The 23,526-nt window shown below is 60.7% G+C and carries 28 protein-coding genes; 13 read left to right on the top strand and 15 right to left on the bottom strand.

Annotated elements, in window-relative coordinates; genetic code table 11:
• Window positions 1–92: 92 nt before the first annotated feature.
• Window positions 93–734 carry a cell wall hydrolase gene (locus K3180_RS02785; protein ID WP_247710261.1) on the top strand — a complete coding sequence of 214 codons (642 nt, stop codon included), beginning with the start codon at window positions 93–95 and terminating at the stop codon, window positions 732–734.
• A gap of 62 nt (window positions 735–796) precedes the next feature.
• Here the strand turns inward: K3180_RS02785 and xth are convergent, their stop codons facing one another.
• The 3 genes from xth to K3180_RS02770 are packed head-to-tail and all read right to left on the bottom strand — an operon-like array spanning window position 797 to window position 2,413.
• Window positions 797–1,582, bottom strand: a complete 786-nt coding sequence (gene xth, locus K3180_RS02780) for an exodeoxyribonuclease III (RefSeq protein ID WP_221538151.1) — start codon at window positions 1,580–1,582, stop codon at window positions 797–799.
• 38 nt (window positions 1,583–1,620) lie between these two features.
• Entirely contained in the window at window positions 1,621–1,950 is a 330-nt protein-coding gene (gene erpA, locus K3180_RS02775) for an iron-sulfur cluster insertion protein ErpA (protein ID WP_221538150.1), read from the bottom strand.
• A gap of 31 nt (window positions 1,951–1,981) precedes the next feature.
• On the bottom strand, window positions 1,982–2,413 hold the full coding sequence (locus tag K3180_RS02770; protein ID WP_221538149.1) for a CBS domain-containing protein: 432 nt from the start codon (window positions 2,411–2,413) through the stop codon (window positions 1,982–1,984).
• A 109-nt stretch (window positions 2,414–2,522) separates the two neighbouring features.
• Here K3180_RS02770 and K3180_RS02765 point away from each other — a divergent pair, with 109 nt between their 5' ends.
• Window positions 2,523–2,819: a hypothetical protein gene (locus tag K3180_RS02765; RefSeq protein ID WP_221538148.1), complete on the top strand. Its 297-nt coding sequence runs from the start codon at window positions 2,523–2,525 to the stop codon at window positions 2,817–2,819.
• Here the strand turns inward: K3180_RS02765 and K3180_RS02760 are convergent.
• From K3180_RS02760 to K3180_RS02740, 5 genes are read right to left on the bottom strand one after another with little or no spacing between them, the layout of a single operon-like run.
• A complete protein-coding gene (locus K3180_RS02760) occupies window positions 2,816–3,190 on the bottom strand; it encodes a (2Fe-2S) ferredoxin domain-containing protein (protein WP_221538147.1) in 375 nt (124 codons plus the stop codon). The genes K3180_RS02765 and K3180_RS02760 overlap by 4 nt on opposite strands.
• On the bottom strand, window positions 3,183–5,291 hold the full coding sequence (locus tag K3180_RS02755) for an alpha/beta hydrolase family protein (RefSeq protein WP_221538146.1): 2,109 nt from the start codon (window positions 5,289–5,291) through the stop codon (window positions 3,183–3,185). Before K3180_RS02755 ends, K3180_RS02760 begins: the two co-directional genes overlap by 8 nt.
• A gap of 42 nt (window positions 5,292–5,333) precedes the next feature.
• The gene (locus K3180_RS02750) at window positions 5,334–5,828 is read right to left on the bottom strand and encodes a DUF2497 domain-containing protein (protein WP_221538145.1); all 495 of its coding nucleotides are present in this window, start codon (window positions 5,826–5,828) and stop codon (window positions 5,334–5,336) included.
• Between the two features lie 55 nt (window positions 5,829–5,883).
• Complete coding sequence (locus tag K3180_RS02745; protein ID WP_345719419.1) at window positions 5,884–7,374, bottom strand: TolC family outer membrane protein; 1,491 nt, start codon at window positions 7,372–7,374, stop codon at window positions 5,884–5,886.
• Window positions 7,375–7,392: 18 nt separating this feature from the next.
• Window positions 7,393–7,986 (bottom strand): protein-L-isoaspartate O-methyltransferase family protein, encoded by a 594-nt coding sequence (locus K3180_RS02740; RefSeq protein WP_221538143.1) that lies wholly within the window; start codon window positions 7,984–7,986, stop codon window positions 7,393–7,395.
• A gap of 161 nt (window positions 7,987–8,147) precedes the next feature.
• Here K3180_RS02740 and K3180_RS02735 point away from each other — a divergent pair, with 161 nt between their 5' ends.
• The 3 genes from K3180_RS02735 (at window position 8,148) to K3180_RS02725 (ending at window position 11,709) form a co-directional block, all read left to right on the top strand.
• On the top strand, window positions 8,148–9,665 hold the full coding sequence (locus K3180_RS02735; protein ID WP_221538390.1) for a fumarate hydratase: 1,518 nt from the start codon (window positions 8,148–8,150) through the stop codon (window positions 9,663–9,665).
• A gap of 99 nt (window positions 9,666–9,764) precedes the next feature.
• Window positions 9,765–10,976 carry a sensor histidine kinase gene (locus K3180_RS02730; RefSeq protein ID WP_345719422.1) on the top strand — a complete coding sequence of 404 codons (1,212 nt, stop codon included), beginning with the start codon at window positions 9,765–9,767 and terminating at the stop codon, window positions 10,974–10,976.
• Window positions 10,969–11,709 (top strand): LytR/AlgR family response regulator transcription factor, encoded by a 741-nt coding sequence (locus tag K3180_RS02725; protein WP_221538141.1) that lies wholly within the window; start codon window positions 10,969–10,971, stop codon window positions 11,707–11,709. Before K3180_RS02730 ends, K3180_RS02725 begins: the two co-directional genes overlap by 8 nt.
• 75 nt (window positions 11,710–11,784) lie before the next feature.
• Here K3180_RS02725 and K3180_RS02720 read toward each other — a convergent pair whose 3' ends face one another.
• Window positions 11,785–12,075, bottom strand: coding sequence for a UrcA family protein (locus K3180_RS02720; RefSeq protein WP_221538140.1), 291 nt, complete (start codon window positions 12,073–12,075; stop codon window positions 11,785–11,787).
• 201 nt (window positions 12,076–12,276) lie between these two features.
• Between K3180_RS02720 and K3180_RS02715 the strand changes: the two genes are divergently transcribed.
• The 3 genes from K3180_RS02715 to K3180_RS02705 are packed head-to-tail and all read left to right on the top strand — an operon-like array spanning window position 12,277 to window position 14,290.
• Window positions 12,277–12,543, top strand: coding sequence for a hypothetical protein (locus K3180_RS02715; RefSeq protein ID WP_221538139.1), 267 nt, complete (start codon window positions 12,277–12,279; stop codon window positions 12,541–12,543).
• A 39-nt stretch (window positions 12,544–12,582) separates the two neighbouring features.
• Entirely contained in the window at window positions 12,583–13,440 is an 858-nt protein-coding gene (locus K3180_RS02710; protein ID WP_221538138.1) for a diacylglycerol/lipid kinase family protein, read from the top strand.
• On the top strand, window positions 13,430–14,290 hold the full coding sequence (locus tag K3180_RS02705; RefSeq protein WP_221538137.1) for a metallophosphoesterase family protein: 861 nt from the start codon (window positions 13,430–13,432) through the stop codon (window positions 14,288–14,290). The genes K3180_RS02710 and K3180_RS02705 overlap by 11 nt, the downstream gene beginning before the upstream one ends.
• A 183-nt stretch (window positions 14,291–14,473) precedes the next feature.
• Here the strand turns inward: K3180_RS02705 and rpsI are convergent, their stop codons facing one another.
• From rpsI to K3180_RS02685, 4 genes are all read right to left on the bottom strand, one after another.
• On the bottom strand, window positions 14,474–14,998 hold the full coding sequence (gene rpsI / locus K3180_RS02700) for a 30S ribosomal protein S9 (protein WP_247710259.1): 525 nt from the start codon (window positions 14,996–14,998) through the stop codon (window positions 14,474–14,476).
• Window positions 14,998–15,477, bottom strand: coding sequence for a 50S ribosomal protein L13 (gene rplM, locus K3180_RS02695; RefSeq protein WP_221538136.1), 480 nt, complete (start codon window positions 15,475–15,477; stop codon window positions 14,998–15,000). Before rplM ends, rpsI begins: the two co-directional genes overlap by 1 nt.
• 178 nt (window positions 15,478–15,655) lie before the next feature.
• Window positions 15,656–15,982 carry a divalent-cation tolerance protein CutA gene (cutA, locus tag K3180_RS02690; RefSeq protein WP_221538135.1) on the bottom strand — a complete coding sequence of 109 codons (327 nt, stop codon included), beginning with the start codon at window positions 15,980–15,982 and terminating at the stop codon, window positions 15,656–15,658.
• Window positions 15,979–17,001: a COX15/CtaA family protein gene (locus tag K3180_RS02685; protein WP_221538134.1), complete on the bottom strand. Its 1,023-nt coding sequence runs from the start codon at window positions 16,999–17,001 to the stop codon at window positions 15,979–15,981. Before K3180_RS02685 ends, cutA begins: the two co-directional genes overlap by 4 nt.
• 139 nt (window positions 17,002–17,140) lie before the next feature.
• Between K3180_RS02685 and K3180_RS02680 the strand changes: the two genes are divergently transcribed.
• The 5 genes from K3180_RS02680 (at window position 17,141) to K3180_RS02660 (ending at window position 19,920) form a co-directional block, all read left to right on the top strand.
• On the top strand, window positions 17,141–17,545 hold the full coding sequence (locus K3180_RS02680; protein ID WP_221538133.1) for a MerC domain-containing protein: 405 nt from the start codon (window positions 17,141–17,143) through the stop codon (window positions 17,543–17,545).
• Window positions 17,546–17,557: 12 nt separating this feature from the next.
• Entirely contained in the window at window positions 17,558–18,529 is a 972-nt protein-coding gene (gene thiS, locus K3180_RS02675) for a sulfur carrier protein ThiS (protein ID WP_221538132.1), read from the top strand.
• Between the two features lie 14 nt (window positions 18,530–18,543).
• Window positions 18,544–18,840 (top strand): GNAT family N-acetyltransferase, encoded by a 297-nt coding sequence (locus K3180_RS02670; protein WP_221538131.1) that lies wholly within the window; start codon window positions 18,544–18,546, stop codon window positions 18,838–18,840.
• Between the two features lie 69 nt (window positions 18,841–18,909).
• The gene (locus K3180_RS02665; protein ID WP_221538130.1) at window positions 18,910–19,437 is read left to right on the top strand and encodes a hypothetical protein; all 528 of its coding nucleotides are present in this window, start codon (window positions 18,910–18,912) and stop codon (window positions 19,435–19,437) included.
• Window positions 19,438–19,440: 3 nt separating this feature from the next.
• Window positions 19,441–19,920: a hypothetical protein gene (locus K3180_RS02660; protein WP_221538129.1), complete on the top strand. Its 480-nt coding sequence runs from the start codon at window positions 19,441–19,443 to the stop codon at window positions 19,918–19,920.
• Here K3180_RS02660 and K3180_RS02655 read toward each other — a convergent pair.
• Window positions 19,917–21,719, bottom strand: coding sequence for an AMP-dependent synthetase/ligase (locus tag K3180_RS02655; protein WP_221538128.1), 1,803 nt, complete (start codon window positions 21,717–21,719; stop codon window positions 19,917–19,919). The genes K3180_RS02660 and K3180_RS02655 overlap by 4 nt on opposite strands.
• Window positions 21,720–21,818: 99 nt before the next feature.
• The gene (ggt, locus tag K3180_RS02650; protein WP_221538127.1) at window positions 21,819–23,519 is read right to left on the bottom strand and encodes a gamma-glutamyltransferase; all 1,701 of its coding nucleotides are present in this window, start codon (window positions 23,517–23,519) and stop codon (window positions 21,819–21,821) included.
• Between the last annotated feature and the right edge of the window lie 7 nt (window positions 23,520–23,526).

The following is a 23,526-nucleotide window of genomic DNA, read 5'->3' as shown; positions in this document are numbered from 1 at the left end:
CAGGCCCGCAAACGGATCCAAGTTTAAAGACGCATATAACGCGCACCGGATCCCAGCCTGCGCAGCTACTCACCGCCCAGATAAGCGGGATCATGCGTAAATCACTTTTTGGAATTGCGGCTGCCGCCGCAACTATGATTGCAACGTTTGCCGGTGCGGAAGAAACCGGCGCCGAGGTCGCTGAAGCGACCGTAGAGACCACCACCGAAGAAACTGCCCTCACTGAAGAGGTGGTTCCGGTCTTCGTCAGCGAAGAAGTGGTCCAGGAGCTTCCCGAGGAAGCCACAGCAGAATTTCCAGGAAACGTGCCGCAGGCGAACAGCCTGCGCGAACTCGTGGCCCAAATGCCGGCTTCGGGTGAACTTTCCGATGAGATGCGCTGCCTTGCCGGCGCAGTATATTTCGAATCGCGCGGTGAGCCGCTGTCTGGCCAGCTGGCCGTGGCGCAGGTGGTCATCAACCGCAGCGAATCCAGCAGCTTTCCTTCCAGCTATTGCGGTGTGGTCTATCAACGCGCGCAATTCAGTTTCGTGCGCGGTGGCACGATGCCCCGAATCAAGACTGGGTCGAACGCGTGGAAGCGCGCGACAGCTATCGCCCGGATAGCCCACCAGGGCCTGTGGGATAGCGAAGCGGATGATTCGCTTTATTTCCACGCAAAATATGTAAGGCCCAGCTGGGCCCGCAAGAAGGTCGCCCGCGCGACCATCAATACGCACATCTTCTATCGCTGATTGAATGCGGCAAGCGCTCAGGGGCCGTCGCTACCAAGCGGCGGCCCTTTGTCGTTGATACATCAGTCGGAAATTTCGACCCAGACCGGTGTGTGGTCGCTGGCCTTCTCCCGCCCGCGATATTCCTTGTCGACACCGGCGGCGATCATCCGGTCGGCCAGCTCTGGCGAAAGCAGCAAGTGGTCGATCCGGAACCCGTGGTCGCGCTGCCATGCACCGGCCTGGTAATCCCAGTAGGTCCACACGCCTCCCCGCGGGTTGAGCGTATCGATCGCGTCGGTCCAGCCATCGGCCAGCATTCGCTTGTAGGCATTGCGAGATTCGGGCTGCATCAAGGCGTCGCTGGCCATCGCCTTAGGCGACCAGACGTCCTTGTCTTCAGGTATCACGTTATAGTCGCCCAGCACCACAGCAGGGATTTCCTCGTCCCAGATGGCGCGCATGCGATCGCGCAGCCGTTCCATCCATGCGAGCTTGTATTCGAATTTCGGGCCTGGATGCGGATTGCCGTTGGGCAGGTAGAGATTACAGATGCGGACGCCGTTCACCTCTGCCTCGAGGTAACGGGCCTGCTCGCCCTCGCCGTCCTTCGGTCCATTGATGCCCAGCCCGCGCTGCACTTCGATCGGCTTCACTCCGTCGGCGAGAATTGCAACACCGTTGAAGCTCTTCTGGCCGTGCCAGATGGCCTGATAGCCGATCTTCTCGAACTCGTCGGCTGGAAAGCCGTCGTCCATGGTCTTGATTTCCTGCAGGCAGGCGACAGTTGGACGGGTCTCGTCGAGCCACTCGAGCAGGCGCGGCAGGCGGGCCTTGATACCGTTGATGTTGAAGCTGGAAATACGCATGGACCGATCCATGCCCGAAGCAGCGTCGCGGGTCTAACCTAAATCCCGAAACTGGAACCGCAGCCACATCCGGCGGCTGCATTGGGATTCTCGACCCGAAAGGCGGCACCGCCAAGCGATTCGACGAAGTCCACGACGCTTCCGGCCACGAGATCGAGACTTATGGGATCGACGACAAGCCGAACACCATCGGTATCGCTGACTGAATCGTCTTCCTCGGCACCCTCGGCAAGATCGAACTTGTACTGGAAGCCAGAGCATCCCCCGCCTTCCACCGACAGGCGAAGGATTGCCGGCTTGGCCTGCTTTTCGGCAATGGCGGCGACGCGCTTCGCAGCGGCTGGAGTAAGGGTGAGCATTTCGGCCATGCAGGGGATGTAGGAAGTGTGAGGCCCGGGCTCAAGCAGTCCGGATATATTCGCGCATGGCTTCGGCTTCGTGTTGGATTTCGTCGAGGCGAGCCTTGACGAGGTCGCCGATGGAAATGAAGCCGCACATCGCAGATCCCTCGACTACCGGCAAATGCCGGATCCGCCGCTTGGTCATGAGCGCCAGGGCATCGAGAATTGCTGTCTCGCGGTTTGCCGTAATGGCGGGGGACGTCATCACTTGGCCGACAGGTTTGTCGAGGCAGCTCTGTCCTTCCTCGGCAAGGCGATAAATCACATCGCGTTCGGAAAAAATCCCAACAACGGAACCGCCTGCCATAACCGGAAGGGCGCCGATGCGTTTGGCTGCGAGCAGGCCAACTGCGTCGCGGACCGGCCTGTCGACATCGATCGAAATAATGTCTGCACTCGTGCGACCCTCGATAAGTTTTCCGATGTTCATGCCTGCCTCCTCAGTTCCGTGTTGCAGAATGCCATTGATACCATGAATTGGCCAGCCGGGCACAGACGCCCCGTTGAAAGCTTGTCCCCGGCGCGCCATTAGATCGGTCATGGTAGACAAATCACCTCTCGACGATCCGAAGGCGGCGGCCTTCGCCTGGGCGCGCTATCGCCGGATCATGCGCTTCCTGTTCCTGCTGACCGTCGGACTCGTCGCAATCGCCATGGCGTTGCTATGGAAGTTCGAGGATGTGTCGGTGCATTTCTACATTGCCACGGCGCTCGGCATCGGCTTCACGATGTTGCTGACCGGGGCGCTGATGGGACTGGTATTCCTGTCCTCGGGAACGGGGCATGACGAAGCGGTCGACAACCGCCTGCCGGACAATTCCATCGACGAGGATTAGGCCTCGTCCACCCCCCGCAGGCGATACTCTTCAACCGGAACGCCGCCGATAAGGTGGCGCTGGATGATCGCTTCGAGCACTTCCTCGGTGCAGGAATGGTACCAGACGTTCTCCGGCCAAACGACCGCGATGGGTCCGTGCGCGCAGATTTGCAGGCAGTCGGCCTTGGTTCGCTGAACGGTTCCGCCCCGTCCGACGAGCCCCAGCTCCTTGAGCCGTTTCTTGAGGTAGTTCCAGGCTGCCTTGCCGTCTTCGCGTGAACAGCATTTCTGTTTTTCGCTGACCGCGCAGAGGAAGATTTGCCGCTCGACCGTCTCGCCGCCAATCTTGGCGAGTGCGTTTTCGGCCTTTGCGAGGCCTCTTTTACTCATCCGGTTTCAGCCAGCGGTCGAGCCAGGCAAAGACCGTATTGTGCCATTGCAGCGAGTTCTTCGCGCCGAGCACCCAGTGATTTTCTTCCGGGAAGACAAGCAGCTGGCTCGGGATCTGGCGCTCTTGCAGGGCAGTGAAGCTGGCGAGACCCTGGCTATAGGGCACACGGAAGTCCTTCTGGCCGGTAACAACGAGCATCGGGGTCTTCCACTTGTCGACATGGTTCACCGGGTTCCAGCGTTCGTAGAGTTCGCTGTTTTCGGAATAGCTGCCGCCGAAATCCCACTTGGGAAACCACAGTTCTTCGGTCGTGTAATAGAAGCTGCGCATGTCGAAGAGGCCGTCATGCTGCACGAGGCAATCGAACCGGTCGGGCCAGTTGCCTGCTATCCAGTTCATCATATAGCCTCCGTAGCTCGCCCCCATGGCGCAGGCACGGCTGCCGTCGATCTGGCCGTCACGTTCGAGCGCCGCAGCAAGGCCCAGCTGCAGGTCTTCGAGCGGTTTTCCGCCCCAGTCGCGATTGATGCTGTCGGTGAAGGCTTGCCCGTATCCGGTCGAGCCGTGGAAATCGACCGAAATCACCGCATAGCCCTGGCTCGCGAGAACGCGCGGATTCCAGCGGCTGGACCAGCCGTCGTTGAAGGAGCCCTGGGGGCCGCCATGCACGTAAAGGATGGCCGGCATCTTGCCGGTTTGCCCTTCCAGCTTGGTGATCTGGCCCCATACGGTATCGCCATTTGCGCCGGAGAAGCTGAACCGCTCGACCGATACCGGTGCGAACTTGCCCACCGTGGGGCTGGCTACCTGCGTAAGCGGTTCCGCCTGGCCCCAATCGCTGGACAGGAACATCTCGGCCGGGGCGCCGATGGAATCGCGAGTGAACAGCAAGTCTCCGTCCGCCAGCGGTGTGACATTGCCGATATGGGCTTCGTTGCCCGCCATCAGGTCGAGCTCTTCCACGGCGCCGCTGCGCGGATCGATGCGATAGGCCGGTGTGTCGAGAACATCCTGCGCCGTTGCGACCAGCCAGCGCGAATCGGGCGTCCATGCGAGCGAACCGAAGCTGCGGTCGAAATCGGCGGTCAATGCGGTGGTGACGCCGCTCTGCAGATCGCGCAGCATGACCACCTGCCGGTCGCTTTCATAGCCAGGCCGCGCCATTGCGACATAGGCGAGATACTGGCCGTCGGGCGACGGGGTCGGCAGCGCATCAAGCGCTTCATTGGCGGCGGTAAGGTTGGTCGGAGCCGCACCGGAAAGATCGGACCACCAGATGTCGAGATTTGTCGAATAGGGTTCGCTGGCCCCGCCTTCGCGCGCCACGAAATACAGGCCCGACCCGTCTGGAGCCCAGGCTATATCTTCGTCGCCGCCGAAAGGCATGGTCGGCGTATCCCCTTGCGGTCCGCCTGCACCCAGTGGTCCATCTGCTGGAGTGAAATCACCTTCGGCTATGCCGTCTACCAAATCGGCGGTGAATACGCGGCTATAGGTTCCCGGCGTTTCCCATGTGTCCCAATGGCGATAGAAGCCGTCATCGCCTTCGTAGAGGCGCCCGTCACCCGGGCCCGGAAGATAGGGTTTGGCGCTATCGTCGCACGACAATTCGGCGCAGCTGCGTGCCACATCCGTCCAGATCGCGATCTTGTCGCCGCTATCTGCAATGCTGTATCCATTCACTCCGCGGGTAACATCGGTAACCTGCGACTTCGCCGTTACCGTTCCGTTTGCGCCGATCCTTGCGCGCCAGACCTGCATCGTGTCGCCGCCAGCACCGCCGGCCATATAGTAGAGCCACCCGTCGCCGCCGAAGCTTGCGCTGCTTCCTTCGAGATCGAGCGCAACCGGTGCAGCATTCCGGTTCACGAGCGAACGCAGGTACATCTGCCCGGAGCGTTCGTAGGTTTCGCTGTCCGTCGTGGTGACGGAATAGATTGCCATGGACCCGTCCGGCGAAACGGTCGGGCTGCCAAGGCGGGGCATGGTCACCAGGTCTTCGGCCTGCATCGGCCTGGCCGCATCCTGCGCGGCGAGCGGCGTGGCGAAAAGCGCAAATGCGCTGGCGAGCGGGAATGCGACCCTGTTGCGTGTTGTCATGGCTGCGCGGTGTAGCGCGCAACCGTGCGCAAGGTAAGGGGTTTAGCGCTTCTTCCCGGCGATCCGGGCGATCTCTGCCTTGACCAGGTCTTCGACCATGCCCGGCAGATTCTCGTCCAGCCATTTGGCGAGCATGGGGCGCAGCATGTCGCGCACCAGCCCTTCGAGCGAAGTCTCACCCTGGCGCACGATCTGGGGTTGCTTGCCGGGCTTGGAGAGCATGGTGAGCGCAGCGAAGTTCTGCTGCATCGCACTTCGCGTGGCGTCGGCGATCAGACCTTCGTCCTCATCCTCGCCGGGTTCCTCGCCATAGATGGCATCGAGGCCGGCATTGTCTTCGATGATCAGGTCTTCTTCGAGCCCCGCACCAAGTTCGAGAACGTCTTCGTCCTCATCCGGACCGTTCGAGTCGGCGCCGCCCGCGACCAGCCCGCGACGGCGTTGCGGCGTCTCCGCGCGCGTCACGCTGTCGCGCGCGATCACCTTCTTGATAGAGTCGAGGATTTCCTCGACCGACGGTTCGTCGTGGTTCTGCATCTTGCGCCCTACCCCTTGGCTCTATCGCAATCCCGAATCGGGACCTGCTTTATTGCTAAGGGGTATCTTCCGGCTCGGCAATCTCGGGAATATCGGCGGTGGGTGCCTCGACATCGACTGTGCTGGTGCTCGTTGCCTGCGGAGCCGGGTCGCGATCCCAGTCCCATATGCTCCCGCTCACGCGCTCGTAATTGTCGATCGGATCGTAGAGAACGCCTTCATCGGCAAGGCCGAGGTCCCGGGCTTCGGCCCGGCCCATGGCTGCAAGCAGAGAAAAGCCGGCCACATAGGCATTGCGCCGCGCGGTCACCAACTGGACGCGGCTCTGCAGTAGCTCCTGCTCCGCATTCAATACGTCCAGGATCGTCCGGTTTCCGATCGAATTTTCGGCCCGCACGCCTTCCAGGCTCAGCTCCGCTGCGGAAACTGCGCTTTGTGAACTTTCGATGATGGCGAGGGACGCCTGCCAGCTCGAATAGGCGGACCGGACCTGTGCGATCACGTCGCGTTCGGCAGCAATGACCTGTTCGAGGGCGGCTGTCGCCCGCGCGGTCGCCTGCCGCTGCAAGGCTGCGGGACGGCCGCCCTGGAAAAGCGGGATACGCAGCGAAACACCTGCCGAAGCGGCGGTGGCCGACTGGTCGCTGGAAACGACGGGGCTTCCGGGGTCCGAAGGATCGAGCGGCCCATCCGCGACGCTGCCGAGATAATTGTCGTAATCGTAACCGGCAAAAACCGACACGCTGGGCAGGCGGCTGGAACCTGCAACCTCTATATCATAGCCCGCCGCCGCGGCACTTTCACGTGCAGCGATGAGATCGGGATTGTTCTCCAGGGCGACTTCGACGGCAGTGGCGGCGTCGCTCGGCAATCCGGGAAGCGGCGGCGGTGCCTGCAAATCAGTCGGAGCCTTGCCAACCAGAGCAATATAATCTTCCCGCGCAGCGATCAGATTGGCCTGTGCGCTGCGCAGATCGCCCTGCGCCAAGGCAAGGCGCGCCTCGGATTGGGCCACGTCGGTACGGGTCAGATCGCCGATTTCGAAGCGGTCGCTGGTGGCTTCGACATCGATCGACAGCACGTCGACCTGATTTGCCGACAAGGATACGAGAGCCTGCCCGCGAAGCACATCCATATACGCGGCCACCACCTGGGTGAAAACCGCGCTCTCGGTGGCTCGAAGATCGGCCCGGCCAGCTTCCACCCGTTCTTTCGCGGCGCGCACGGAATTCTTCACCGCGCCGCCGGAATAGATGGGAACGCTTAGGTCGATTCCCGCTGTAAGGGCGCGGTCGGGCGTGAAAAAACTGGTCGACCGCTGCTTGAGGAATTCGGTCACCGAAGCGCTCGCTTCGGCAGAGGGCAGCCCCGACGCACGCTCGATCGGAACGTTCTCGTCGGTAGCGCGCAATCCGGCACGTGCCCCTTCCAGTGTCGGGTTATTGTAATAGGCGTCGGTCAGCGCTTCCTGCAGCGTATCGGCCGATGCCGGAACTGCAACGAGGGCGAGCGCGATGAGACTGCCCGAAACTGTCAGGTGTTTCACGACCCCTCCCTTGTGCATTCAGAAACTCCAGCTCTCCGGTTTGTCGAAAGCGCCCATCCGCGGCACGCCCATTTCGGCGAGCGGAAGAAGCGCGAGTGCATTCCCGGATTTCCGACCGGTGGCGAGACGGGTTACGCCGCGTTCGACGAGCCCGGTTACTATCCGGCCGCCTTCGACAACCGATTTTGCCAAATTGGCCGGCATCTGTTCGATCGCGCCGTCGACCAGCACCAGGGTAAAATCGTCCTTCTTCACCTTGAGTGCTTCTGCGGGCGACACGGTCTTCACCGATTTTACCAGCGGTTCGACCAGGGCGGTCAGATAGCCGCTGCCGCCGTCGATCACGAGGACCCTGTCCTCGCCCGTTGGGCGGGCTTCGGCCAGCATCGCACCGTGAAACAGCGGCGCAGGAAGGTAGCCACCCTCGCCCAGCCGGATCGCGCGGTCCATATAGGCCGTGCCCTTCGCGCCTTCGGGCACGAAATCCTCGCGGGGGACGGTGCCCATGCGATCGAGCACGAAGGCTTCGTTGACGCCGCTGGTGCGCAGCTGGCTGTCGATCATCGCCTTGCGGGCGGCGGTGTAGTCGGGGCGTGTCTTGGTGATGGTCATGTCAATTCCGAACGCTGTATTACATCTATAACACGGCTTTGCAAGCTCCCCGTTGCCTTAGGCGCAAGACCTTTTGCTTCCAAGCGCTTTGACCGATGGCCGCAAACCCGCCTATCGGGGAGCGCAAATCTGCAACATGGGAACGCGCGGCGATGAGCGACATGACCGTCATCAAGGAAGAAGACCTGATCGAGAGCGTGAAGGACGCTCTCCAGTACATATCCTACTATCATCCGATGGATTACATCCGCGCATTGGGAAAAGCCTATGAAGCGGAGCAGGGGCCGGCAGCCAAGGACGCGATCGCGCAGATCCTCACCAACAGCCGCATGTGCGCCGAAGGCCACCGTCCGATCTGCCAGGACACTGGCATCGTCAATGTTTTCGTCAAATGGGGGATGAACTGCCGTCTCGACACGCAGCGCAGCCTGCAGGAAGTGGTCGATGAAGGCGTGCGCCAGGCCTACAACCACCCGGACAACAAGCTGCGCGCTTCGATCCTTGCCGACCCGGCCTTCACCCGCCGCAACACCCGCGATAACACGCCCTGCGTCCTGTCGGTAGAAATGGTGGCCGGCGATACGATCGACATCGATGTCGCGGCCAAAGGCGGCGGCAGCGAAAACAAGTCGAAATTCAAGATGATGAACCCGTCGGACAATATCGTAGACTGGGTGGTCGAACAGCTTCCTTCGATGGGTGCGGGCTGGTGTCCGCCGGGCATGCTCGGCATCGGTATCGGCGGCACGGCGGAACATTGCATGAAGCTTGCCAAGCTGAGCCTGATGGAGCCGATCGACATGGGCCAGCTCAAGCAACGCGGCGCGCAGACCGACCTCGAGCAATTGCGCATCGACATATTCGACGCCGTCAATGCGCAGGGCATCGGCGCTCAGGGCCTGGGGGGCCTATCGACCGTTCTCGACGTCAAGATTCTCGATGCGCCCTGTCACGCGGCGGGCAAGCCGGTGGCGATGATCCCCAACTGTGCCGCGACGCGCCATGCGCATTTCACGCTCGACGGTTCGGGCCCGGCCTATCTCGAACCCCCGAAGCTCGAGGAGTACCCCGACGTGACCTGGCAGCCCGACGCGGCTGCGAAGAAGGTCGATCTGGACAATCTCACCCCCGAGCAGGTCGCCAGCTGGGAGCATGGTGACCGCCTGCTGCTGTCGGGCAAGATGCTGACCGGTCGCGACGCAGCCCACAAGCGCATCCACGATATGCTTGAGAATGGTGAGGAACTGCCGGTCGAATTCAAGGGCCGCGCAATCTATTACGTCGGTCCCGTCGATCCGGTAATGGGCGAAGTCGTCGGCCCCGCGGGCCCCACCACCGCCACGCGGATGGACAAATTCACCGAGATGATGCTCGATCTCGGATTGCTCGCGATGATCGGCAAGGCCGAACGCGGACATGACGCGGTGGAGGTCATCAGCCGCTTCAAGGTCGCCTATCTGATGGCGACAGGCGGCGCTGCCTATCTCGTCAGCCGTGCGATCAAGGGTGCCGAGGTGGTCGCTTTCGAAGATCTTGGCATGGAAGCAATTTACGAATTCGAGGTGCAGGACATGCCGGTCACGGTGGCCGTCGATGCGCAGGGCAACAATGTCCACACGCTTGCTCCGGCCCGCTGGCGCGAAAGGATTGCAGCGGGTGAGGTCGAGCCCGCCGAATAGCATTTCGGCTCGACCAACGTCCTAGCGCGGTCGATGGCGGCGCTGGCCATTTGTCTCGGCTGGGAGCAGAAGCTACCTGTTTTGGACAGTGAACCCCAGATTAATCCGGAATCGCCGCGCGTAGCGGCGAAGGTCGTGCTTTTCTCAATCTTCGGATTGTGGGTGGCTTATTTCCTGCTGATCACCGCGCGGGGTGCCGTAGTCGGACTGGAACTGCAGGACGAACTTCTCTGGCGCCGCGTTATCGTGTCCCTTGCCGGCGGGGGAGTAACCGTACTCCTCTGGCAATTCCTGCGCTTCTTCGACGATCGAAGTCTTTCCGTAAAGGTGGCCGTAGCCATCGTTGCGGCCCTGCCCGCATCCCTTGCCATTGCCCAAATCAATACGATGATCTTTGCGCCGATCGAAGACCAGGTGCGCAAAAAGATCGGCGAAGAGCGCGGCCTCAACATCCGCCGCGATGAGTCGGGTAACCTGCTGCTTGATATTCCCGGCCAGATGACAGGCGCTGAATTGCCGGGAAGCGATGCATCGGCGGGTCCCAGGTCCATCGTCATCGAGCCCGCACCTACTCCGGCAGACTATTGGCGAAGGCTGACCGATCTGGCTCTGAGCCGCTATTTTCTCCTTCTGGCTTGGGCCGCTCTCTATCTGGCAATGGTGGCAGGTGCGCGGGCCAGAGCTGCTGAACGTCGCGGCGAGAGATTTCGGAGCGCGGCAAAGGCAGCGGAACTAAGAAGCCTGCGCTACCAGGTGAACCCGCACTTCCTGTTCAATACCCTCAATTCGCTCTCCGCTCTCGTGCTTACGGGCAAAGAAGACCGGGCAGAACAGATGATCCAGTCGATCTCGCGTTTCTACCGGCATTCGCTGGCCGACGATTCCACTGGTGACGTGAGCCTGGAAGACGAAATCGACCTGCAGGAACACTATCTCGAGATTGAAGCCGTCCGGTTTCCCGAGCGGCTCAGAACCCGCGTCGATCTTCCGCCCGAGCTGAGTCAGCTGAAGGTTCCGGGCATGATCCTGCAGCCGCTGGTCGAAAACTCGGTCAAATACGGTGTTTCGGCCAGCAACCGCCCCGTGACGATCTGTATCGTCGCACGCGAAGAATATGGTCGGCTGGTTCTCCGCGTAAGCGATGATGGGCCCGGTCTGCCAAGCGGGCATTCGGGCGGTTTCGGAATTGGCCTTGCCAACGTTCGCGATCGGCTCGAAGCTCGGTTCGGGCGCGAAGCGACGATTTCTTCGGGCCAGACAATTGACGGATACGAAACCGAACTCAGGCTACCGATGGTGAAACATGGCTGAGGAAGCAGGCGACACACTGCGTACGCTGATTGTCGACGACGAGCCGCTCGCAGTAGAGCGTATGCAGGTGATCTGTGCCAAGATGGATGACCTGAACGTGGTCGGCACGGCTAGCGATGGGGCGCAGGCATTGCGACTCGTGGAGGCGCTTCAGCCCGATCTCATCCTGCTGGATATGACGATGCCGGAAGTCGACGGACTTTCGGTTGCAAGGGCCTTGGCGGAAGCAGACGAGCCGCGTCCCGCCGTCGTCTTCGTCACAGCCCACGACAATTACGCAGTCGAGGCCTTCGATCTCGATGCCGTCGATTATGTTCTCAAACCCGTGAAGCCCGAGCGGCTGGAGCGCGCCATACAGCGCGCGATTGCGCGACGCGGCGAAGGGAGTGCGAAGGACGGCAAATGGCTGGAAGAGCTCTGGATACCCCATCGTAGCGAGCTGATCCGGATCGACACCGAAGAAGTGTCGCGGATCGATGCGGAACGCGACTACGTCCGCCTGCATGTCGAGGATCGGAGTTATCTTCTACTCCAGACAATCGCGGGGTTGGAGAAACGGCTCGATCCGGAAAAGTTCATCCGGATCCACCGTTCGACGATCTTGCGTAAGGATCGGATCAAGGGCCTTCGCCACGATGGTCTGGGTGTCTGGTCTGCCGAGATGGAAGGTGGAGAGGCGCTGCGGATCGGGCGGACCTATCTGCCCAAGGTCAAGGCAATGGCAGGCCGCTAGACTCCAAAAGCCAAGAGACACCCCGACCGGGGGACTGCAATCCGGTCGGGGTGCCAGGTACGGCTGACTCGGGTGTCAGCCGCCCTTGCCTTCCTGTTCAATGAGAGTGGCGAACTGCTGCTTGGCCTTCGTCTTCATTTCGACGTAGCATTCTTGCTTATCGCCCGACCGGATCCGTGTTCCGGTCGTCAATGTGTCGAAACCGCAGGCTTTTCTCGCGGCCCTGTCGATCCTCCGATCGAGTTCCTTTTGGCCCTTCGCGCTGGCAAGATCGAGATCGCGGTAGGTCACTTCGAAGTGAACTTCCTGGGCGCTCGCGGGCAGGACGATGCCGGCGGCAGCAATTGCTGCAATTAGCGTTTTCATGGCAATTTCTCCTCGTTTGCGGCGGACCCCTTCGGGGTTTGGGGGACTGGACTGTCGAGGTCCGCCGCGTTTGTGTATTGAACGGTTACAACAGTAATTGCACTGCCCGGTCGACCGGTGTCGTGAGTTTCTGGACCGAGACCGGTTCGGCTCGACCAAGCGCGATTGGCAATCGGCGAACGGCATCCCTATGTATTCTGCATGCTGCTCTTCGCCTTGTTTCTCTTGGGGATCGGCAATTTCGCCGTTCACAAGGCGGTTCTGGAAAGCCGCCATCCCATGCTCGACGCCCTGCCTGGCTTCTATAGGTCTGGAGGAGGTCGCTTTTCGCTGTGGTTCGAATTCGTGATACTGCTCGCGGCGATGCTTCTGACTGGCAACGGATGGCCGGGAATGGCGATCGCCTACGGCATCTACAGCCTGCTCAATTTCGGCACTGGCTGGCTGATCCTTTCCGGAAGGGTCTGACCCTTGGGAACCTCGTGCGGGAGCGCGCGCTTCTGCAGCATGCTAAACGACCAAACGATCTGGCTGCTCGTGAATGCGCGATCCGGCAGCAATAGTGACGAGGCGATCGAAGCATTGGAGAGGCATTGCCTTCAGCACGGCTTCGAGATCGACCGGAAAATACGCTTCCCCGATGACGAACTGCCGGGCGCCGATGATCTGGATGCCGCTGGGATCGGGCGGTTGGCAATCTTCACCGGGGACGGTTCACTGAATGCGGCAATCACGAATCTCGGCGGTTGGGCTGGCGAAGTCATCGTTCTTCCGGGTGGCACGATGAATCTCCTTTGCAAGCGTTTGCACGGCCCGGATGCGGATCTCGAAACGATTGTCGAGCGTTTGGCGAAGGGTGCCTCGCGTGCGGTCCGTCCGCTCGTGGCTCGCTGCGAAGCTGGCGACGCGCTGGCAGGTTTGCTGGCCGGCCCGGGCACCTCGTGGGTCAGTGTTCGCGAAGCCATGCGCGATTTCGATCTGCCGGCGATGGCCGAAGGAACGAGCGAGGCCTGGTCGGAAACGATCGGGGGATCGATGGTGCGTTGCTGCGATCCTTCGCTCGGCCGCGAAGATGGTTATCCCCTGATCGAGTTCACCCCCAGCCACCGTGGACTCCAGCTCGACGCATTTCACGCGGAAGGAGCCGGCGAGTTGCTGCAGCAAAGCTTTGCACTGCTTCGCAGAAGCTTTCGGGAAGGTCCTCATACGCGGCTGGGTCTGGTGGATGAAATCACCCTGGAAACCTGCGACGGATCCCCGTTCCAGATACTTATCGACGGTGAACCGGCGACCTTGCCCGCCAAGGCAAAGTTCACGGTGGCCCCTTGCGAGGTCGATCTGCTAGCGACGCATCATGGCTTCTGAAGCGCGGCGCATTTTTCACCTTTCCGATATCCATTTCGGTCTCGAGAACAATCGTGCGCTCGATTGGGTAAAACAGGAAATCGAAGAAAAGCGTCCGGACGCAGTCGCGATCACGGGCGACCTCACCATGCGTGCGCGTCATCGCGAATTCAAAGCGGCAACGCACTGGATCAATTCGCTGACCGCGCCTGTCACCGTGGAAGTGGGCAATCACGATATGCCCTATTTCAATCCGATCGAGCGCTTTTTTTCGCCTTACAAGCGGTTCCGCGGAATGGCGGAGAAAGTCGAAAAGGAACTGGATCTCGGCAGCCTCGCGGTTGTGCCCCTCAAGACAGCCGTCCGTGCCCAGCCGCGGTTGAATTGGTCCAAGGGTTGGGTGACCGATGCGGCCCTCGAGAAATGTCTTGCTGCCATCGATTCACTGCCCGATGGTACGCAAGCATTGGTGGCCGTCCACCATCCCCTGCGCGAAGTCGGGACGGAGGGAACGGCCTTGACGAAGAACGGTGACAAGGCCCTCCGCGCCCTCGCGAAACGCCCTGTCGCTGCGGTGCTGTCCGGCCATGTTCACGATGCATTCGATATACTGGAAAGCACCACTGATGGTCCGGTCCGCATGATCGGCGCTGGCACGCTGTCGAAGCGGACCCGCTCCACTCCGCCCAGCTTCAACGAAATCGATTGGGACGGAGAGACGCTGACTGTTCGCGTCCGTAATCTCGAAGACATCGACACTCGTGCGATGCAGATAGACGACGTACCCGAGGATGCGATGCCTCCGCGTGGACCGGCCGACCCCGTCGCTCCGGTCCGACAGGTGCCACGGGTTGATCCACCCGTGCATTAACCGGGGGCAATTGCGCTACCCCAACCATTAGCTGCGACAATTCCGGCGCATATTGGCGGAAGCGATGGGACTCTTGTCTACGCTTGCAGCGAGTCCCGGGAGGGCGGATTTCCGGACACGAAAAAGGGCGGCACCTTGCGGAACCGCCCTTCTTGCTGATCCTGCGATCTGTATCGAGGCGAATTAACGCTTCGAGAACTGGAAGCTGCGGCGTGCCTTCGCACGGCCGTACTTCTTACGCTCGACCACGCGGCTGTCGCGGGTCAGGAACCCGGCAGCCTTGACCGTCGAACGAAGCGCCGGTTCGTATTTCGTGAGAGCCTGCGAAATGCCGTGCTTGACCGCACCTGCCTGGCCCGAGAGACCGCCGCCCTTTACGGTGGCGACCACGTCGTACTGGCCCTGACGGTCCGTAATGGCGAAGGGCTGGTCGATCACGAGGCGCAGGGTCGGACGTGCGAAGTAGACTTCCTGGTCCTTGCCGTTGACGGTGATCTTGCCGCTGCCCGGGACAAGCCATACGCGGGCAGTCGCGTCCTTGCGGCGACCGGTGGCGTAGGCGCGGCCCTGTGCGTCGAGTTCCTGCTCGCGCAGGGGAACGTCGGCTTTGGCGGCGATGTCAGCCGAATCGCCCTGCGGCGCGTCGGAAGCGATATCCTTCAGATCGGCGAGATCCGAGACGGTGTCGTTCTTGTTTTCGTCAGCCATTATGCAACAGCCTTGTTCTTGCGGTTCATCGAAGCAACGTCGAGCGTCTTGGGCTTTTGCCCGTCATGCGGATGCTCGGTGCCGTTGTAGAGGTGGAGCGCCCTCATCTGCGCGCGGCCAAGCGGGCCACGCGGGATCATGCGCTGAACGGCCTTTTCGAGGACGCGCTCGGGGAAACGGCCTTCCAGCACCTTGGCCGGAGTGGTTTCCTTGATGCCGCCCGGATGGCCGGTGTGCTTGTAATAGATTTTGTCGGTCATCTTCTTGCCGGTGAATTTCACCTTGTCGGCATTGATGACGATGACGTGATCACCGCAATCGACGTGCGGAGTGTAGCTCGGCTTGTGCTTGCCGCGCAGGATGTTGGCGATGATCGCGGCGAGGCGACCGACGACGAGATTCTCGGCGTCGATGATGTGCCATTCCTTTTCGACCTCGGCCGGCTTCGCCGACTGGGTCACTTTCGTGAGAGCCTTCATGGGCTTGATGTCCGTTTGCTCGAGTTTGTCGCACCCTGCAGGATGCGTTTTGTCTGGCGGACCCGCATAAACGGATCTGCAAAGCGCGCGCCCAATGGCGCCCAATGCGTGATTCGTCAAGCTAATCCGCGGGTCTCACGTGGGGTAAAATAATACCCCAAGCCCGTAGAGGGCAAAATCAGTGGCGGATATTACCGCCGCCGCCAAGATTTCGAAGCCAACTTTCAGCGGCCTTGCCCGCTACACATTGCCAGCCGAGTACAGCAGGCGCGTCGTAGGGATGTAGTTCCTCGAGACGCGAAATTGCCAGTTCCAGCAGATCTTCATCGGTCTTCAAGAGTGCGGGATATTCCTCGCCTTCACCCTTCTCGCCGCCCCATATGAAAAGCGATTGGATCGGGCCGCCGACATTGATGCAGCCGATCAGGCCTTCATCCAGCAACTGCTCTCCGATCTTGCGGGCGCTCTGGGTGTCGGGAAAGGGGCAGTAGATCAGCGCGCTCATCGGGCTCGTCCCAGCACATGGGCTCCCCATATATAAGCCGCCACCAGAAGTGCGCCAACGAGTTGGTGCAATACGGCCAGATGGAAATCCACGCCGGTCATCACGGTTGCGATGCCAAGCAGGATCTGGAGTCCGAATGCCGTCTGGATTGCAATCGAGACACGCCGATCCAGCGCTTTGACCTTGCGGGCCATGATTATCAGTGCTGCCACTGCGACCCAGGCCCACCATCTGTGCATCCAGTGAATAAGGAAGGGATCATGCGTTGCCGCCCAGAACAGGCCCTGAGAAAGGTCGAATTCAGGTATCAAGCGTCCCTGCATCAACGGCCAGCTGTCCGAAGCGAGTCCGGCGTTCAGCCCGGCGACCCATGCCCCCAGGAGTAGCTGGGCGAAAAGTATCACTCCGGTCCATGCTGCCAGCGCAGTCAGCCCGGCGGGCTTCGCCTGTCCGGCAGCCAGTCGCCTGAGATCCAGTGCGGTCCAGATAAGCCCGCCAAGCAATATCAGCGCAGTACACAAATGTATGGCCAAGCGGAAATGACTCACATCCGTCCGCGTTTCGAGACCTGAGGCCACCATCCACCAACCGAAACTGCCCTGCAGACCGACCAGCGCCACCAGCGCAAACAGGCGCCAGAAATAACCTTGGGGAATCATTCGGCGGATCGCGAAGATTATCAGCGGCATTGCCAGTGCGAGCCCTATGACACGGCCTAACTGGCGGTGAATCCATTCCCACCAGTAGATTGACTTGAAAGCTTCCAGATCCATGCCTGCCGGCCCGTTGATCTGCTGATATTCCGGAATACGCTGGTAGAGTTCGAATTCCGCCTGCCAGTCAGCCTGGCTCAGCGGCGGCAACGCCCCCAGAAGCGGTTTCCACTCGGTAATGGAAAGCCCGCTTTCGGTCAGGCGGGTTATGCCGCCGACCGTGACGATGGCCACGACCAGGGCGGCAACGATGAAAAGCCAGTTGGCAAGTAGCCTGGGGCGGGCATGCGATGTAGCATCGGTCATGGCGGGCGTGTTCGCTTCGATGACGGGTTTTCGCAAGTGCAAATGCCTCAATCGACGTAGCGACCCGGCAAATGACGAAATACGTCCCGATAGAAACTGGCTCTTGTAACAGGTAATACTATCACATATCTGCCATGACATGTTGCAACGCGCCATCAATCCGATTCGGCAGCGGCTCGATCGTATCGGCATCGGGCTGTCCGGTCTGTGTGCGCTGCACTGCCTTGCCAGTATTGTGCTGGTTTCGGGGCTTGGTATCGGCGGCGAACTCTTTCTCGCGCCTGATATTCACCGTTGGGGTCTGGTCGTGGCAACGCTGGTCGCGGCCGTCGCGATCGGGTGGGGCGCGCTGCGTCACCGGATGGCCATGCCCTTCGTCATTGCGATGACCGGGCTGACCTTTATGGGCGCCGCTCTCGCCGTTCCGCACGGCTACAAGGAAGCAGTGCTGACGATCATCGGGGTCGGCCTCGTGTCGCTCGGCCACATCCTCAACCTTCGTCACTGCCACTCTGCGGCTTGCAAGGAGCGCTGCGGGGACTAAGTGACGCGGGCTATGATAAGCCTGACCGTCAATGGCGAAACCCGCCGCACCGCCGCCTCCACCATCGCCGAACTCGTGCGCGAACTGGATCTCGACCCCGCCAAGGTCGCGGTCGAGCATAACGGCACTATTGCGCCGCGCAGCGAACTCTCCAAGCATACGGTTGCCGATGGCGACGTGCTTGAGATCGTGCACTTCGTTGGCGGTGGACATGCGGACGATAGCTGGAGTGTCGCGGGGCATACCTTCCATTCCCGCCTGATCGTCGGAACAGGCAAGTACAAGGATTTCGAACAGAATGCGGCTGCACTCGACGCCAGCGGGGCCGAAATCGTCACCGTGGCTGTCAGGCGGGTCAATGTGAGCGATCCGAACGCGCCGATGCTGACCGATTATATCGATCCGAAGAAGGTCACTTATCTCCCGAATACCGCAGGTTGCTTTACGGCCGACGAAGCCATCCGCACACTGCGCCTCGCGCGAGAAGCAGGGGGGTGGGACCTCGTGAAGCTCGAGGTGCTGGGCGAGGCGAAAACGCTTTATCCCGACATGCGCGAGACGTTGAAGGCGACAGAGGTGCTGGCCAAGGAGGGCTTTCACCCGATGGTTTACTGTGTCGACGATCCCATCGCTGCCAAGCAGCTAGAGGAAGCGGGTGCGGTGGCGGTCATGCCCTTGGGGGCGCCGATCGGCTCCGGGCTCGGTATCCAGAACCAGGTGACGATCCGGCTTATCGTGGAGGGGGCGAGTGTCCCTGTGCTAGTAGATGCGGGCGTCGGCACGGCCTCGGATGCGGCAGTGGCTATGGAACTGGGCTGCGACGGGGTCCTGATGAATACCGCGATTGCCGAAGCCAAGGACCCGATCCGCATGGCGCGTGCCATGAAGCTCGCCGTCGAGGCAGGGCGCGAAGCCTATCTCGCAGGCCGGATGGGCCGGCGCAAATATGCCGATCCGAGCTCGCCACTCGCGGGACTAATCTGAAGGTCGGGGGAAGGATGACGGACTTGCAAATCGAACTTGAGGAAACGGATAGCAAGGGCCGCTATTTCTACCGCCCGGAAGGTACCGATGATGAAGCGGAGATTACATTCTCGCGGGTCAGCCCTACGCGAATCATCGTCGATCATACTGGTGTTCCCGACACTATGCGCGGCCAGGGTATCGGTCAGCGGCTTGCCGAATTTGTGGTAAGGGATGCGCGGCAGAAGGGCATTTCCATTATTCCACTCTGCCCCTTCTTCAACGCGCTGGCGCAGCGCCACAAGGAATGGCAGGACGTCGTTCAACTCTAGCCCTTCCGTCCTTGCAGCGAAAAATTAACCATATTCGCCGACACTCCGATTCGACAGGGGAGTCGAATCATGGCTGTTACCAATGCTGCATCGCTGACCATCGCCGAGATGCGCGAATTCGCCGGCTTCACCGCTGCCGAGCAGCGCTATATCCGCCGCAGCCTCGATATCGGGTTAAGTCGTTGCGATGCCTTTCGCATCTGGGGCCGTACCCAGGGCGAAACCGCGGCGATCCGTAGCCAGTATGTTGCCTATCAGGAACTGAAGGCCCTGCGTGGTGCCATCCCGCATGAATCGGGCTTCGATGCCATCGAAAGCTTCATCGGCAAGATCACCCGCGTTGCTGCGTTCGATCTCGCACAGGAACGAATCGAGTGTTTCTCGGCCTTCCGCTTCTTGTACGAACGTCTGCTTGGCCCCGATGCTCGTCCATGGCTGCCCAGCGCCTTCTGCGCTGCCGCTGCTCTGCCGCAAATTCGCCCCGAACGCCGCAAGATGTTGCTGCAGTCATTGAGCGAAGCCGCAGCGACGGCTCCCGGGTGGAGCGACCGCGCGCCGAGCTTCTATCCCGAATTTATCGAGGAAGTGGCTGCTTGATTGATGGCAAATTCCACCGAGGCGATTTCAGCTGTAAATCATTGGCGCGGCCAGTGTCTTGATAACTTCGCTCGCGTCGAGAGGGCGATAATTGAAGCATTCTCTTCACATGGCATTTCTAATGCTAACCCTCCGCCAAAACTACACGAGAGCGCCGCTCAGCGGACCCGCAATCTAGCTTCGGCCTTGAAACAAAGTTTCGGCAAAAATCCTAAAGCTGCGAAAGCTGCCGCTCGTCTCCTCCATTGGTCACTACGAGAGAAACAGCGAAACTCGCTCGCTCACGGCTGTTTTACCGTGAGGGGAAATGATGCGAAGGATTGGTCGTTGGTGAATGAGACTGTCGAAGTAAAAAAGGGTGTGGCCGTCTCGACCAAAACCCCGATTTCCGCCATTGAAGCAGTGGCTTTTCTCGAAGCGATTATCAACGAACGAAAGGAATTGGAGTCCGCTTTGGCCGATCTAAAAGATCTGTCGAGCTAGTTCCGATAGAGCCCTTCTATCCGGTCGCCATAGCGTTCCTTGATCTTGTGGCGGCGGATTTTCATCGAAGGGGTCATTTCTTCGTTCTCGATGGTGAATCCTTCGTCGGCAAAGGTGAACTGGCGCACTTTCTCGATCACCGACAGATCTTTGTTCACCCGGTCAACTGCCTTTCGCACAGCACTGCGGAATTCGGGATCGTTCTGCAGCGCGGCTATGTCGAATTTCTTGCCGTTTTCGCGCGCCCATTCGAGTGCCCATTCGGCATCGGGCACGATCAGGCCGACGATATAGGGGCGCTTGTCACCGGCCACCATTGCCTGACCGATCTCGGGCTGTAGCGTAAGCATGCCTTCGACCTTTTGTGGGGCGATGTTGTCGCCCTTGTCGTTGACGATCATGTCCTTCTTGCGGTCGGTGATGACGATGCGGTTCTTCTCGTCGAGATGGCCGATATCGCCGGTATGGAGCCAGCCGTCCTTGATCGTCCGTTCGGTCTCAGCCTGGTTCTGCCAGTAACCGTGCATAACCAGTTCGCCGCGGCACAGGATCTCGCCGTCTTCCGCGATCCGGACCTCCACTCCGCGCATAGCGGGACCGACAGAATGCATGGCGATCCCGGCACTTGGGCGATTGCACGCCACGACCGGACCGGCTTCGGTCTGGCCATAGCCTTGCAGCATGGTCAGTCCCATCGCCTCGAAGAAAATGCCGACTTCGGGATTGAGCGGTGCGCCGCCTGAAACCATGGCCTTGATGCGTCCGCCGAAGCGCTGGCGTATCTTGGGTTTCAAAAGACGGCCGACGATCGCATCCTTGATCCCGTCGCCGAATTTCGATTTCCCCTCTGCCCGCCGCTCGCCGACCTCCAGCGCGGTCATCATCAGTTTTTCGGCCAGGCCGCCCTGCTTCATGACCTGCTTCATGATGCGTGCCCGCAAGACCTCGAACAGGCGTGGGACAACGACCATGATGGTCGGTTTAGTTTCCTCGATATTGCTGGCCAGCTTTTCAAGGCCTTCGGAATAATAGATCTGCGCGCCCACGCCGATCGGCAGGAATTGCCCGCCGGTGTGTTCGTAGGCATGGCTGGCGGGAAGGAAGGAGAGGAAGCGCTCCTCATCGTCGATACCGAAATCCTCAATCAGGATTTCCGCCGCGCCCGCGATATTGCAGAGGATCGCTCCGTGGTGCTGCATAACGCCCCGCGGTGCGCCGCCAGTGCCGCTGGTGTAGATGATACAGGCGGTATCGCCGCGACCGATCTTCGCAATGCGCTCTTCGACCGCCTTGCGTGCCTGTGCCGGATCGCCTTCCAGCATTTTCGCCCAATCATAATAGCTGAAACTGCCTGACTGCTGGCGGTGGAGATCCTCGATCCCGATCACATGCTCGGCAATACCGGTGGCCTGCAAGGCTCCGTGTAAGGGGCCAAGAAGCTTCTGATCCGAAACAATGACCGCTTTCGCCCCCGAATTGTCGAGGATGTGAATGTGGTCACGCTCGGTATTCGTAACGTAGGCGGGTACCGTGATGCATCCAGCAGCCATGATGGCGAGGTCCGATATGCACCACTCTGGCCGGTTCTCCGATACCAGGCATACGCGGTCGCCGGGTTGCAGGCCGAGGCGACGGAGGCTTTCCGCCAGCAGGCAGACCTGATCGGCTGCTTCGCGCCAGGTGATCGTCTGCCATTCTCCGTCGCGCTTGGCGCCGAGAAAGGCGCGATCGGGCCGCTCGTCCGCGCGTTTCAGGAAGAGTTCGACAAGGTTGTTGGCGGAATCGATATCCGACAGCACGGCAGGCTCCTCGAAATTATTATTCTTTTGTTGTGCGACCAACTGAGCGCGGATGCTTAAGCTCCCCCCGACGCTACGGCAAGAGAGGCTCTCGACTCCTCAGGGCATTTCGAGCTGGCTGGCGAGCCGCGGATCGCGCGCGCTCTGCCATTCGCCGCCGCGGTACAGCAGGGCGCCGCCCTTGAGCGGAGCGGGGCGGATCTGCAATTCCCGATGTCCGAGCGCGCGGAAGGCATCGGCAGACGCTTCCAACCATGTACCTTCTTCCAGTAGTACCTGGTTTCCGAAAGCCATCACGAAAGGAAGGCCCAGCGTTTCCTCCGCATCCAGTCCGAAATCGATAGCACCTATGATGCTGCGGGCGGTTTGTACGGGAATGGTGCTGCCGCCCGCGGCGCCGACAACCATGAAAGGCTCGCCTTGCGGGTCGTAGACCACGGTCGGTGACATCGAACTGCGAGGACGCTTGCCACCCTCCACCCGGTTGGCAACGGGCTTCCCTCCGACTTCTGGCGAGCGGCTGAAATCCGTGAGCTCGTTATTGAGATAGAAGCCGCCTACCATCAGCCCAGAACCGAAAGCGCCCTCGATGGTCGTAGTATAGCTGACCATTGTCCTGTCGCCATCGATTACTGCGAGATGGGATGTGCCCTTCTCCTCCGGCTCGTCGCCATCGGCCAGTGCCTGGAACGCACCTCGCGGATTCCCGGCCTCCACATTGGCCATGGCATTATCTTGTGAAATCAGGGCACTGCGCTGCGTCAGATATTCTTCGGCGAGCAATCCTTCAACCGGCACGCTGACGAAATCGCTGTCGGCAAGATAGATCTCGCGGTCGGCATAGGCGAGACGCTGCGATTCCAGGAACAGGTGCCAGGTGACGGGATTATCGATCCCCATTTCCGCGAGATCGAAGCGTTCCAGTTGGCCGAGCATCTGCTGCACCGCCACACCTCCCGAAGTGGGCGGACCCATCGAGCAGATGCGGTACTCGCGATAGGGCGTGCACACCGCTTCGCGCTGCCTGGCCTCGTACCCTCCGATGTCATCCAAAGTCATCGCACCCGGCCGGGGCGTTGCTGCGGCTACAGTAGCAGCCAGTTCTCGCGCCAGATCTCCCGAGTAGAAACTTTCCGGCCCTTGCTTTGCGATGGTCTCGAGCGTGCGGGCCAGGTCCTCGTTTCGTATCAACGTGCCTACAGGGTACGGTTCGCCCGAAGCATCGAAAAACAGCGCGCGGCCACTTTCGCTGAAAGCGGCGCGATTCTTTGCGGTGGATAGCGAGTTGTTCAGTCTCGGATTGATGCGGAACCCTCCCCGCGCAAGGCGTATGGCGGGCACAAACAGCTCGGCCCAGGCGAGCCTGCCATGCGCCTCATGAGCCTTTGCCGCGAGTGCGATATTACCCGGCACGCCTACACTCAGCCCGCTCAGAACGGAATCCATGAAGGGCGGAACCTTGCCTTCTCCATCGAGGAACCAGTCCGGTGTTGCGCCGTCCGGTGCGGTTTCACGCCCGTCATAGGTGATGACATCGCCATCGGCCTCGCCCCGGACGAGGAACCCGCCCCCGCCGATGCCCGAACTCTGCGGTTCCACCACGGTCAGCGCCAGCATCACCGCGATCGCCGCATCTGTGGCGCTCCCTCCCTGCCGAAGAATTTCCTCTCCGGCAGCTTGCGCGCGCGGGTCGGCAGCACTGACCTGGCCGACGAAGGCCTTCGCTTCGGGCTGGAGAGGGGCGGTGGCGCAGGCGGAAATCGCAAGCGCGGCGATCGCAAGGGGCAGTGTCCGTAACATCACGCGC

This window comes from Qipengyuania huizhouensis (genome assembly GCF_019711635.1).
In the GTDB taxonomy this organism is placed as follows: domain Bacteria; phylum Pseudomonadota; class Alphaproteobacteria; order Sphingomonadales; family Sphingomonadaceae; genus Qipengyuania; species Qipengyuania huizhouensis.
The sequence above is the reverse complement of the archived record's forward strand: the minus strand, read 5'-3'. Positions and strand labels throughout refer to the sequence as shown.